This is a genomic window from Candidatus Neomarinimicrobiota bacterium, from assembly GCA_022560655.1.
Lineage (GTDB): Bacteria > Fidelibacterota > Marinisomatia > SCGC-AAA003-L08 > TS1B11 > JADFSS01.
The window spans coordinates 1-11,981 of the sequence record JADFSS010000015.1 but is presented as its reverse complement, the minus strand read 5'-3'; the positions used below and the strand labels follow the sequence as shown (position 1 = coordinate 11,981).

Annotated in this window: 13 protein-coding genes; 11 read left to right on the top strand and 2 right to left on the bottom strand. The window is 60.4% G+C overall.

Annotated features, from left to right (window positions below; all coding sequences use genetic code 11):
• Positions 1-48: 48 nt before the first annotated feature.
• The 11 genes from IH971_03955 (at position 49) to IH971_03905 (ending at position 9,351) form a co-directional block, all read left to right on the top strand.
• Complete coding sequence (locus tag IH971_03955; protein MCH7496988.1) at positions 49-1,008, top strand: acetyl-CoA carboxylase carboxyltransferase subunit alpha; 960 nt, start codon at positions 49-51, stop codon at positions 1,006-1,008.
• The gene (locus IH971_03950; GenBank protein ID MCH7496987.1) at positions 996-1,451 is read left to right on the top strand and encodes an acyl-CoA thioesterase; all 456 of its coding nucleotides are present in this window, start codon (positions 996-998) and stop codon (positions 1,449-1,451) included. The genes IH971_03955 and IH971_03950 overlap by 13 nt, the downstream gene beginning before the upstream one ends.
• On the top strand, positions 1,448-3,094 hold the full coding sequence (locus IH971_03945; GenBank protein ID MCH7496986.1) for an acyl-CoA carboxylase subunit beta: 1,647 nt from the start codon (positions 1,448-1,450) through the stop codon (positions 3,092-3,094). The genes IH971_03950 and IH971_03945 overlap by 4 nt, the downstream gene beginning before the upstream one ends.
• A gap of 148 nt (positions 3,095-3,242) precedes the next feature.
• Positions 3,243-3,449: a type II toxin-antitoxin system HicB family antitoxin gene (locus tag IH971_03940; protein MCH7496985.1), complete on the top strand. Its 207-nt coding sequence runs from the start codon at positions 3,243-3,245 to the stop codon at positions 3,447-3,449.
• Positions 3,450-3,498: 49 nt separating this feature from the next.
• Positions 3,499-4,902, top strand: a complete 1,404-nt coding sequence (locus IH971_03935) for a hypothetical protein (GenBank protein ID MCH7496984.1) — start codon at positions 3,499-3,501, stop codon at positions 4,900-4,902.
• 36 nt (positions 4,903-4,938) lie between these two features.
• Positions 4,939-6,108: a glycosyltransferase gene (locus IH971_03930; protein MCH7496983.1), complete on the top strand. Its 1,170-nt coding sequence runs from the start codon at positions 4,939-4,941 to the stop codon at positions 6,106-6,108.
• An 8-nt stretch (positions 6,109-6,116) separates the two neighbouring features.
• On the top strand, positions 6,117-7,499 hold the full coding sequence (locus IH971_03925) for a DUF1446 domain-containing protein (protein ID MCH7496982.1): 1,383 nt from the start codon (positions 6,117-6,119) through the stop codon (positions 7,497-7,499).
• Between the two features lie 91 nt (positions 7,500-7,590).
• A complete protein-coding gene (locus tag IH971_03920; GenBank protein MCH7496981.1) occupies positions 7,591-7,866 on the top strand; it encodes a type II toxin-antitoxin system Phd/YefM family antitoxin in 276 nt (91 codons plus the stop codon).
• A 5-nt stretch (positions 7,867-7,871) separates the two neighbouring features.
• Positions 7,872-8,198 carry a type II toxin-antitoxin system RelE/ParE family toxin gene (locus tag IH971_03915; protein ID MCH7496980.1) on the top strand — a complete coding sequence of 109 codons (327 nt, stop codon included), beginning with the start codon at positions 7,872-7,874 and terminating at the stop codon, positions 8,196-8,198.
• A complete protein-coding gene (locus tag IH971_03910; GenBank protein MCH7496979.1) occupies positions 8,195-8,548 on the top strand; it encodes a hypothetical protein in 354 nt (117 codons plus the stop codon). Before IH971_03915 ends, IH971_03910 begins: the two co-directional genes overlap by 4 nt.
• 17 nt (positions 8,549-8,565) lie before the next feature.
• Entirely contained in the window at positions 8,566-9,351 is a 786-nt protein-coding gene (locus IH971_03905) for an enoyl-CoA hydratase/isomerase family protein (GenBank protein ID MCH7496978.1), read from the top strand.
• Between the two features lie 6 nt (positions 9,352-9,357).
• On the opposite strand, the gene IH971_03900 is transcribed toward IH971_03905, so the two are convergent.
• Positions 9,358-11,208, bottom strand: coding sequence for a peptidylprolyl isomerase (locus tag IH971_03900; protein ID MCH7496977.1), 1,851 nt, complete (start codon positions 11,206-11,208; stop codon positions 9,358-9,360).
• A gap of 598 nt (positions 11,209-11,806) precedes the next feature.
• A partial coding sequence (locus IH971_03895; GenBank protein ID MCH7496976.1) for a hypothetical protein occupies positions 11,807-11,981 on the bottom strand: 175 nt, incomplete at its 5' end.

Genomic DNA, 11,981 nt, shown 5'->3' with positions numbered 1-11,981 from the left:
ATAAGCCACTGGCATTTCGGCGGCAAAAAGTGATAACCTTGCAGCCTTATGGCGAATAAGTATCTACTCCAGTTCGAAAGGCCCCTGATGGAATTGGAACAGGAGATCGAGGCTACCAAGCTCACGGCTCTGGAGCGTGGCATCGATATGAGCGGGGAGATTGAGGTACTGCAGGCCAAGCTGGACCGCGAGGCGAAGAGTTTTTACCAGAATCTCACCCGCTGGCAGCGCGTTCAGATGGCCCGTCACCCCGAGCGTCCCTATACCCTGGACTATGTGAAGGGTATTACCGACTGGAGCTTCGAGCTGCACGGTGACCGTCACTATGCCGACGATAAGGCGGTGGTGGGAGGGCTGGCCGAGATTGATGGCGAGCGGGTAATTTTCATTGGCCAGCAGAAGGGGCGCGGTACCCGCGATAACGTCTATCGCAATTTCGGCATGCCCAATCCGGAGGGCTATCGTAAGGCCATGCGTCTGATGGGACTGGGCGCCAAGTTCAAACGGCCGGTCATCTCCTTTATCGACACGCCCGGTGCCTATCCGGGCATAGGCGCCGAAGAACGGGGTCAGGCGCAGGCCATCGCACAAAATCTCATGTTTATGTCGACGTTGCCGGTGCCGGTGATCGTCATTGTCATTGGCGAAGGTGCTTCCGGCGGCGCTCTCGGGATGGGCGTTGGGGATCGCCTGATCATGCTGGAAAACACCTGGTTTTCCGTGATCTCGCCCGAGGGCTGCGCATCCATATTGTACCGCGATGCAAGCAAGGCCGAAGAAGCCGCCGATGCCATGCGCGTTACGCCAAAGGACCTGGTTGAGATGGGTATCTGCGATCGTATTTTGCCCGAACCCCTGGGCGGCGCACATCGGGACGTGGACGCCATGATGGTTACCATGAAGCAGGCAGTCCTGGAGACGCTGGCAGAGCTCCGCGACATGCCCGCCGACGAGCTCGTGGCTGCCCGCATCAGGCGTTACGAGCAACTGGGCAAGTGGCAGGAATAAACCTTACTCACCGGCATCAGCTGCGGGTGATATATGCCCACACCGACCGGATGAATGTGGTCTACTACGGCCGCTACTTTGAGTATTTTGAGGCTGCCCGAGCCGCCTTTCTCCGGCGCATAGGTATTCCATACGAGCAGCTCGAGCAGCAGGGGTACCACCTGCCTGTGGTGGAGAGCCATTGCAATTACTTAAGACCTGCCACCTACGGTGACCTGGTCACCATTGTCACCCGCCTGGATCAGGAGCCCACCGCGAAGATCAGGCTGGATTACCTGGTCTACCGGGATGACGAAGAACAGATTATCGCCAAGGGCTATACCGTCCACTCCTTTGTGAATCAGGACCTGAGGCCGGTGCGGGCACCTGACGTGTTTATGGCCTGCGTGCGCAGGCATGCCGGCCAAGCATTGGAAGGGGAGGACGTGGCGGACGACACATGAGCACTATCGGTACCGCGGCTAAACACTGGCCAAAGGAGCCGTTCGAACGGAGCCGCCAGGGCTTCCAGAAGCTGCGCGATGCGTACCTGGATGAGATGGAGCGACTGCGCCAGGGGGGCGGGGATCGCGCCATCGAACGGCAACACGGGAAGGGCCGCCTCACTGCCCGGGAGCGCATCGAGCGGCTGAGCGACCCCGACTCCCCTCTGCTGGAATTCGGCCTGTATGCTGCCCACGGCATGTACGAGGAGTATGGCTCGCCGGCGGCGGCGGGCATCATCACTTGCGTCATCAAGGTGGCCGAGCGCGACTGCGTGGTCGTGGCCAACGATGCCACGGTCAAAGCCGGTGCCTACTTCGAGGTAACCCTCAAGAAAAACCTGCGCGCCCAGCAGATCGCACTGGAAAATCACCTGCCAATTATTTACCTGGTGGATTCAGCCGGGGTCTTCCTGCCGCTACAGGAGCAGGTGTTCCCAGATGAGGCTCATTTCGGGCGCGTGTTTTACAACAACGCTCGTCTGTCGGCGCTAGGCATTCCGCAGATCGCTGCCGTGATGGGGCCCTGCGTCGCTGGGGGCGCCTACCTGCCGGTGATGTGCGACAAGTTCATCATGGTGGAAGGGGCCTCGATGTTCCTGGCAGGCCCCGCACTGGTGAAAGCTGCCATTGGTCAGGAGATCGACGAAGAGGCATTGGGAGGCGCCACCACGCACAACGCCCGGTCCGGCACCGCCGACTACCATGAACCCGATGACGAGGCAGCCCTACGGCGCATCCGCAGCCTGCTGGGGACCATCAACTTGGCCAGTGAGCGGGCCTTTCGGCGCGACGATACAGAGAAGCCCCGATTTCCCGCTGATGATATCGACGGACTCATCTACCCCACCGAGACCAGCCAGTACGACATGCGCGAAATCCTGGCCCGCCTCCTCGATGAGAGCGAATTTGAGGAGTATAAGGCAGAGTACGGTAAGACGCTAGTCTGTGGTACCGCTCGCCTGGGTGGTTACCCGGTTGGGATTGTGGCCAGCCAAAAGCTGGCGCAGCGAACTGTGCAGGGCGAAATGCAGCTGGGTGGCGTCATCTATTCCGAGTCGGCGGACAAGGCCGCCCGCTTCATCATGAACTGCAACCAGGACCGCATTCCCCTGCTGTTCTTCCAGGACGTGAACGGCTTCATGGTTGGCCGCGACGCCGAGTGGGGTGGCATCGCCAAGGACGGAGCCAAGCTGGTCAACGCCGTGGCCAACAGCGTGGTGCCCAAAATCACGGTGGTGGTAGGAGGGAGCTATGGCGCCGGCAATTACGCCCTGAGTGGTCGGGCCTACAATCCCCGCTTCATGTTTGCCTGGCCCACCGCCAGAATCGCCGTCATGGGAGGCGCACAGGCCGCCAACACGTTGGCAGACATACGGCTGGCAAAAGTGAAGGACGCCACTGCCGAGGACCGGGCAAGCATTGTGGCCGAGGTCAAGGCGCGCTACAAGGAGCAATCCGACCCGCGCTACGCGGCCGCACGGCTGTGGGTGGACGAAATCATTATGCCTGCCGACACCCGGGACGTGCTCATCCGCTGTCTGGAACTCTGTGATCACCAGACCCAGCTGCCGGCGCCCAACTTCGGCCTGTTGCAGGTGTAGGAAAACCGTTCTAAGATCAGGAAGTTTGTCGCAAGCTAATCGGGGACCGTGACCGTAGCCGGGAAACCGGGCTTGGAATTGCCTCCGGGAACATTAAACAGTATTTTGAAAAAGACAGGACTCAGGACAAAACAGCATGGGTAAGAATGTGAAGTACGTGGTGGTAATTGAGAAATCAGATAAGAACTATGGTGCTTATGTTCCCGACCTGCCGGGTTGTGTGGCAGTGGGCGAGACCAGGGAAGAAGTGCTCAGGCTGATCCACGAAGCCATCGAACTTCACCTACAGAGTATGCGGGAAAGCGGCGAACTTGTCCCTCCACCCGCCACCACGGCAGAGTCGGTTGAGTTCTGAGCCCCCGCCCAACATCGGCCTGTTGCAGGTATAGTAAGGCACCATGACTATGCTGGGCGCTGGGCAGACTCGCCATGGGAATTGGGTGGTACTAACGGCATGGGTCGCGCTGCTGCCGGGAGTCGAACTGATGCGTGGGCAGGAACTGACCGTTCAACCCATTGCGTTCGCCATGCATCGATCCACGGGTGGGCTGTGGCAGCGCGAGGCAGCACCGATCTCCTTTGCAGGCATTGGGGCCCGAGCGACGGCCAGCTATGGTCGCTGGTCGCTTACATCTGAGGCGGTGAACATGCGCTTTGTCGGTGAAGATGCATTGGATTTGCCCAACCGCTTTATGCCCGAACAGGGCTTTTCCTGGCAGTCCCGCAGCGCCGGCAGAGCGGAAGAATTTGATACCGACCACGCCAACGCCAAGATCAGTTACGACGCCGGACGCCTCATTGCCTTTGCCGGGAAATTTTCCCAGTCCTGGGGGCCGGGGCTGCATTCGTTGACGCTTTCCCAGAAGCCACCCTCTTATCCCCAGTTTGGTTTTGACTGGCAAGTGCTGGAGCGACTGCATTTCTCATATATGCATGCACAGCTGGTCAGTGGTCTGGTGGACTCGTCACGCGATTTTGGGGACTTGCTGGGAGGCCGGTTCATTCAGCAGCCGCGCTTTCTGGCGGCCCACCGCCTGGATGTGGATCTATTTGAGACACTTACCCTGGGATTGACCGAGTCGGTGGTATACGGGGGTCGGGGGATGGAAACCATTTATCTGATTCCCTTCGTGTTCTACTGGTCGGCCCAGCACAACCTGGGCGACCTTGATAACCTACAGATGAGTGCCGACCTTACCTGGCGGCCTTCATCTGACTTGAAGGTGTACGGCGTATTTGTCATGGATGAGTGGACCCCAGGCCGCACATTCAGCGAGGACGACCACAACTGGTTCGCCTGGCAGGCGGGTCTGGCCGGGCGTTCGCTGCTGGCTAACAGTGACCGTCTGATTATTGAAGCCAGTTGGACCGATCAGCGGGTCTATCGCCACAGGGTGCCGGTAAACGACTATTACAGCCATCGCTACCCGTTGGGGCATTGGACCGGTCCCCACGCTCAGTCGCTCTATGCAGCCTATGTCTACCCGCTGGCAGGCATGCGGCTCATGGGCAGTTACCTGTATGCCAAACGTGGCGAGGTCACGGAGCAGATGACGATTGACAAATATAGAAATATGAGGCCTGATCGGTTTTCCGGACCGGTGAAAGCTTTCGAAAGCATCGAATTGAAATTGGGGCGGAGAATTTACCGGGACCTGTGGGGACTGCTGGGGGTTAGTGTTATCACTTGGACAGACGATGCAGCCCTAGACCACCCTACAGAACTCACCAAAACATCCATCAACCTGGGCTTCTATTATAATTTCAACCTGAAAAGCTATGACATATCGCTCATACAGCCCCACTGACGGCCCGGATCTACTCCGCGGGGGGAGGTATCCGTCATGATTCTGTTGACCATTGCCGCTGTTACGCTGGCTTACGCGATTTTTCTGCTCTGGCTGCGGCTGGGGCTGGCTATCGTATCCGCTGCCGGCAGTAGCCCCTATGCTCCCAAGATCAGCATCGTTGTGGCGGCCCGCAACGAAGCAAAAAATATTGCCAACTTGCTGGCGGCGCTGAGAAAACAGGACTATCCCCAAAAGGACGTGGAGATTATCGTCGTTGATGATGGCAGCACCGATGGCACGTATGAGATTCTTAGCCGCGAAGCCGCCAGCATGCCTCAGCTGCACCCTGTCCGCCTCGGCGAAGTGCCGAACGGCTGGGCGCCCAAGAAGTGGGCACTGACAACCGCCATTGAACGTTCGAAGGGCGAGATCATCCTAGCCACTGATGCTGATTGTGAGCCGGTGCCTGGATGGGTAGGCTCGCTGGTTGCGGCTCTGAGCGAGCCAGCGGTGGGGTTCGTATTTGGGCCCGCACCCCTGGTGTCCAGCCGGAAAACTCTGTGGCACGAGGCCCTGTTGCTGGACAGCTGTGCTATCGATGCTCTGGCTGCTGGGGGTACCGGTGTCGGGCTGGCCCTCACCTGTACCGGTCGCAATCTCGCCTTTCGACGCACCGCGTTCGACGATATCGGTGGCTACCAGGGCATCGAAGGGTTTGTGTCCGGCGACGACGACTTGCTGCTGCACAAGTTCGCCGCTACGGGGCGCTGGGGGATTCGGTTCGCGCTCTCCGGCGACACGGTTGTGCCCAGTCCGCCCCCGGCAACTCTGGGGACGTTTATCCGGCAGCGGCTTCGTTTTGCGTCCAAGGGCCGCTCCTATTTTGGCATGGCTACAGGGCCCTACTTCAAGGCCCTGCTGACACTGATTTATCTTGCAAATCTGGGTGCCGTCGTCAGCTCCGCGGTCTTTGTATTTTCCTTGCAACTGACATGGCTTTTGCCCATCGGTGTAAAGTTGGCGGCAGAAGCCCTCCTGGTACTCCCGTACCTTCAGAAAATCGGGTTGCGGGTGCGGACGTTCACGTTTATCGTTACGGGCCTTCTGCATCCCTTCTACGTTGTGATCATGGGCGCATGGGGCAATTTCGCGAAGGTTAGCTGGAAAGACCGACAGTTCGGGGGAGCCGTCGTGTCGCGGGAGGCCAGCAAGAGGCCGGGCTAGGGTCCTCTATGGCTGATCTCGTTCGCATCGGCAACGGCCAGGGATTCTGGGGAGACTCGGTGGACGCACCTTACGAGCTCGCCACCGGAGGCCCGCTGGACTACCTCACCCTGGACTATCTGGCCGAAGTCACCATGTCGATCATGCAGCGGCAGAAGCGCCGCAACCCGCAGCAGGGTTACGCACGGGACTTTGTGGAGCTCCTCCACCGCGTGCTGCCGGTCTGCCGGGAGCGGGGCATCAAGATCATCGCTAACGCCGGGGGGGTGAACCCGGAGGCCTGCCTGGAGGCTTGTCGAGAGGTGGTTACCGGGCTGGGACTTAGGGGCATTCGGTTTGGACTGGTGACCGGCGATGATATCCTCCACCGTTTGCCCGATCTGCTGGCCAAGGGAGAAGGCCTGGCCAACATGGATACCGGCGAGCCGCTGGCGGGCGTCCTCGACCAGGTCGTCTCCGCCAACGTGTATCTGGACACCTTCGCCATCGCCGAGGCGCTGGATGGCGGTGCAGACATTGTCATCACCGGTCGGTGCACCGACCCTGGACTGGTGCTGGGGCCGCTGATCCATGAGTTTGGCTGGGGGCGTGAGGAGTGGGATTTTCTGGCCACAGGCACCGTGGCGGGGCATATCCTGGAGTGCGGTGCACAGGCCACCGGGGGCATCTTCTCCCGCTGGCAGGAAGTCCCCGATCTGGCCAACATCGGCTACCCTATCGCCGAGGTGTCCCCGGAGGGGCAGGTGACCATTACCAAGCACGAGGGCACCGGTGGCCTGGTCTCCGTGGACACCGTGACCGAGCAACTGGTCTACGAGCTGGGCGACCCCCGCCAGTTCATCACCCCTGATGTGGTGGTGGATTTCACCAGCATTCAGTTGCAGCAGGAGGGCCCTGACAGGGTGCGCGTATCCGGGGTGCGCGGCTCACCGGCTACCGACACCTACAAGGTGTCCATCAATACCGCCCGTGGGTGGAAGGCCAGCGGACAGCTCACGATCTCTGGTCCGGAGGCCCGGGCCAAAGCCGAAATGGTTGCTGAAATCATCTGGTCGCGCCTCAGTTCGGCAGGCTTCGAGTTTGACGAAACCTCCACGGAAATCATGGGTGGCCATCAGAGCGGGACAACTACGTCGAAAGGGGCCGGCGGCAATGGCAAAACTGCCCAGGAGCGAGTGGCATCACTTGTGCTCATGCTGGGGGTCAGGGATGGGAATCGGGCCAAGGTGGAACGCTTTGGCAAGGAGCTGGCTCCGGTGATCTCCAACGGTCCACCGGGCATTACGGGGTTTGCCGGAGGCCGCCCCAAACCCCGGGAGGTCATTGCCTTCTGGCCGGCACTCATCAGCAAGCAGCAGGTGCAGGCACAGGTGGTAGTGACTGGCCTATGATGGGCTACCGCCAACATTGCAGCGACGAACAGGCTTGACTAGGACCTAAATATAGACCATATTCAGGTCGATATAAATCGGACACGGAACTATGAAGCCCAGCGAAGCCATTAAACCCATCAGTTATCTCAAAGCCCACGCCGCAGAAGTTATCAAGGATATCGTGGACCACCAGAAGGCGATGATCATCACCCAAAACGGGGTACCGAAAGTGGTGGTTCAGGATGTGTATAGCTATGAGCGCAATCAGGAGAGCCTTGCCCTGCTGAAGATGCTGGCCCAGAGCAGCCGCAGTTTGAAGGAGGGCAGGTTCAAGCCGGCCCAGGCAGCCTTTGACCATCTGGCCAGCCGCATCAACACTCAGTAGCTGGCGTGCCTTACGCGGTCTATATCCTCGCGCAGGCTGAGGATGACCTGTTTGACGTCTATCGGCATGTAGCCTCGGCGGACTCTGAGCAAAAGGCGGATCGGTTAATCCAGAAACTTCGGGCGCTGTGTCTCGATCTTGCGGAACTACCTGAGCGCGGCCATGTGCCCCCCGAACTTGAATTCATCGGCGTATTGGACTACCTCGAGGTCCACGACAAGCCCTATCAGGTCATCTACCAAGTGATTGGCGAGCAATTCTATGTGCATGCCGTCATTGACGGGCGCAGGGACCTCCCGGAACTACTTGAGCAACGACTATTGCGACCATGAAATCCTTCCCTTTAAGCGCCCTGGCCCATGCCCGTTCGGGGGACAAGGGCGCCAGCTCCAACATCGGGCTGATCGCCTACACTCCTGAGATATATGCCTTCCTGAAAGGTCAGCTCACGCCCGAGCGGGTGAAAGCCTACTTTGCCGGAATAGTCCGGGGAAAAGTGGTGCGCTACGAGCTGGACAACCTCTTGGCACTCAACTTTATCCTGGGCGACTCCCTCGGCGGGGGCGGCTCGGAGTCGCTGCTCAACGATGCCCAGGGGAAGACCCATGCCCAGAAGCTCCTGACCCTGGAGCTGCAGGTCCCCGACGACCTGAAATTACCGCCGGGCCGGTTAAAGGATTAGCGGGACCAGCACCAGTTATGCCAGCCCAGTTGTGGGATTACGTACGGGTCGACCGCGACGGCTGGATTGCCATCCTGACTCTTTCCCGGCCGCCGGTCAACGCTCTGTCTCAGCCTATGGTGGCCGATCTCAGCGCGGCAGCGGGCGTCCTGGCGGAGATGGATCGTGCCAGTGTGGTGCTGGTCCGCTCCGCTCTGCCCCACTTTTGCGCCGGCGCCGATCTGAAGGAGCGCGAGCAGCTGCCTCAGGAGCAGGTGGCAGGAGCGGTAGCGGCTATCAAGGCCAGCCTGGATGCCATTGCGCGGCTTCCCCAGCCCACCATTGCCGCGGTGGGCGGTGCAGCCACGGGCGGCGGGGCGGAGTTGGCCCTGGCCTGTGACCTGCGCATCATGGCCGAGGACGTCCGGTTTGGCCTGACGGAAACAAAATTGGGCGTCATCCCCGGGGCTGGCGGCACTCAGCGGCTGGCCCGGATCGTCGGGCCGTCCAAAGCGAAAGAGCTGATTTTCACCGCAGCCACGCTGGATGGGGCTGCCTGCTACGACCTTGGACTTGCTAACCGGTTGACGAGGCCGGAACTGCTGGACGAGGCGGCCAGGTCATTTGCCGGCGAATTGGCACGCAATGCACCGCTGGCGCTACGCGCCGCCAAGCAGGCCATTCTGGAGGGGCTGGATCTGCCGCTCAGGGAAGGATTGTTGGCGGAGGCAAAGGCCTATGCAGGCTTGGTTGGCACCCGGGACCGTAATGAGGGGCTCAAGGCGTTTCTTGATAAGCGGCCGCCCGAGTGGCGCGGGAAATAGCAGCCGTTAATAAAAGTAGCTGCGGTTATCCACGATCTTGGCCTGTTTCCTCAAATCGGCCAGCCATTCCGCCCAGACTGCATTGACCTTGCGCTGATACAGGCTGCTGTGCTCAGCTGCTCGCTGGCCAGGGTAGGCCGACCAGTCTGCCTTTTCAAGCGCTACCAATTTCACAATAGCCTCCCCGCGCTCCAGCGCAACGACCCGGCTCACCTCCCCGGACACAAGCGTTTTGAGCACGCCGGTGAGCGTGGGGCTACGGCCGAGGCCGGCGAAGCTTCCGTTCAGGTTTGCCGTTACGTCTGTGGAGACCTTGGCCTCGGGGACCGAGTCCGCGATAGCCTGCCAACTGACCCCGCCGGCCAACTGCCTTTGAATGTTGGCCATGATGAGCTCGACCTGTTCCTTGGCCGCCTCCTCTAGGGCTAGGCGGCTGAGGGTAGCGCGCACCTCGTCCAGGGGCTGAACGCCCGCCTTCCGAATACCCGTGAGAGTGGCCACAATATAGCCCTGGTCATTCTCCAGGACGTCCGATAACTCGCCAATCTCGGCCTGATAGGCAAACCGTACCGCTGATCGTAGACGTCCAACGGGGGGTGGCAGAAGGGAGGCCGCCCGCTCCAGAGGCTGCGCGGTGAGGGCGCTCAGCTCATAAATTTGCAGGGCTCGTTCAAAAGTGGAGTCTACGGCGTCGAAGGCAAACAGGCTTGCCTGGCTCCGTATATCGTTCAGCGTCTGCGAGCTGACGTTGACGTTCAACAGGATGTGCCTGGCATTCAGCCGAGTTTCATCACCCTCATCTTTGCGTTCCTGGACTTTGATGACGTGATAGCCGAACTGGGTTGCCACCGGCCCGACGATCTCACCCTGCTGCGCGGCGAAGGCAGCTGCATCGAAGGGCGCCACCATCTGGCCACGGCCAAACCAGCCCAGGTCGCCACCGCTGGGCCCAGAACCGGGATCATCGGAATACTCCAGTGCCAGGTCGGCGAAATCCTCCCCCGCCTGCGCCCGGGCGATCAGAGCGGCTGCCAGTTCGCGTACTTCGGCTGAATCGGCCGCGCCGGGAGACTTGGCCCAGAACACGTATTCCAGGATACGGGTTTCGGGCTGCTCGAAGCTGTCGCGGTCACGCCGGTAAATTGCCTCCAGATCGTCCTCGCTGATGGCCAGGTCGTCAGTATTGATAGAGCCTGTGGGCACATAGATGAAGTCGATGGTGGCCTGGGAATTAGCCTCATACCAGCTTGCCTTTACCTCCTCTTCAGAGGTGAAAGCCACGGCCCGCACCAGTTGGTTCATTTTTTCGCCCGGCAGGATGTTTGCGAGATAGTACTCTACCTCGCCCCACTCCTGGCCAACGGGATTGTTCAGGGCCTGATAGTATTTGCCCGGGTCAAACTCACCATCCGTCCGAAAGCCCTCGTTCGTGGTGATTATATCGGGGGGATAGTTCTGCAAAATGTAGTAGATCTCGTCCCCGGCGGTGGCCAGCCGGCGGCGGTCGATTTCCCCGCCCAGAAGAAGGGAATTGACGATATTATCCCAGGCCTGGCTTTCAGCCTGGTCGACCTGCCGGTCAGTGAGTTCACCGAATTGATCCCGCAGCTGCTGGGAGCGAAAGCTGATCGCCTGGTTCAACTGCTCCACCAGGATACGCTCCGAGTTCACAGCCCCCACAACTCCCGCCGACAGTCCACCGCCTCCGGCCCCGCTGGTCAGGTTGCTGCCGAAAATCTGGTCGATGACGTTGGCTCCCCCGACGAGTCCACCCAGGGAGAGGCTCAGGATGAAGATGGCCAGGAAGGCCCACAAGATGACCTTCTGGCGTTCACGTATGGTAGTTAGCGTTGCCACGAATAGAAACTCCGCGTTCCCGCAGGCCGAATGATCGCGTCTACCGGTCTGCGCGTCCGTTGGACTGTCCGGCGGAAGTTACCGCGCCGTGGGAGCCAAATCAATTTAGCGTGGCTGGAAATCTGGCGCAATCGGGCTGCCATCAGTCCGGCCGCCGCCTCCCGAGTCCCGAAGCTTCGGGACGGGACAAGTTCCCCGCCGTTGGCGGGACAGGCCGGTGGGACTAAGCGGGACGAAGCGGGGTACGGTCATGTTGGTATCACTTCGGTATCACTCTGGTATCACTTCGGTATCACTTTGGTATCACTTCGGTATCATGCTCCCCGTCGGTGGACGTGATACCGCCCCCCCTGGGGGGGGTCGTGGCGGCTATGGGATGTTGGATGGCGGATGCTGGAGGTCCGCTGATGGATCGGGAGGTTCCGCCCACAGTGAGGGGGCGGTCAGGGGCCGAATGTTTTGGCAGCGCATGCCCGAAGCTACGGTGCCGGCGGGCAGCGTGGGGCGCGGGGTTTGACGCGCTGAGTGTGCCCCGACCCATCCCGCTCACTGCGCGAGACCCCCGCTCCACAGCTGGAGCGGGGCAGGCGAAAGGGAGCTACTTCAGTAGCACCATCTTTCTGTTGGCCACAAAGCGCTCACCCGTCTTGATAGAGGTGGCCACAAGCCGGTAGATGTAGATGCCGGCGGGGACGGCCTGGCCGGCCTCATTGCGACCATCCCAGACTACCTGCAGGTGGCCGGGCTGCTCCTGTGTGTCCCAGCGGTGCAGT

Coding starts and splice junctions, on each gene's coding strand:
- IH971_03920 (MCH7496981.1), top strand. CDS start 7,591: ATGAAGCCCAGCGAAGCCATTAAACCCATCAGTTATCTCAAAGCCCAC.
- IH971_03945 (MCH7496986.1), top strand. CDS start 1,448: ATGAGCACTATCGGTACCGCGGCTAAACACTGGCCAAAGGAGCCGTTC.
- IH971_03925 (MCH7496982.1), top strand. CDS start 6,117: ATGGCTGATCTCGTTCGCATCGGCAACGGCCAGGGATTCTGGGGAGAC.
- IH971_03935 (MCH7496984.1), top strand. CDS start 3,499: ATGCTGGGCGCTGGGCAGACTCGCCATGGGAATTGGGTGGTACTAACG.
- IH971_03955 (MCH7496988.1), top strand. CDS start 49: ATGGCGAATAAGTATCTACTCCAGTTCGAAAGGCCCCTGATGGAATTG.
- IH971_03910 (MCH7496979.1), top strand. CDS start 8,195: ATGAAATCCTTCCCTTTAAGCGCCCTGGCCCATGCCCGTTCGGGGGAC.
- IH971_03905 (MCH7496978.1), top strand. CDS start 8,566: ATGCCAGCCCAGTTGTGGGATTACGTACGGGTCGACCGCGACGGCTGG.
- IH971_03930 (MCH7496983.1), top strand. CDS start 4,939: ATGATTCTGTTGACCATTGCCGCTGTTACGCTGGCTTACGCGATTTTT.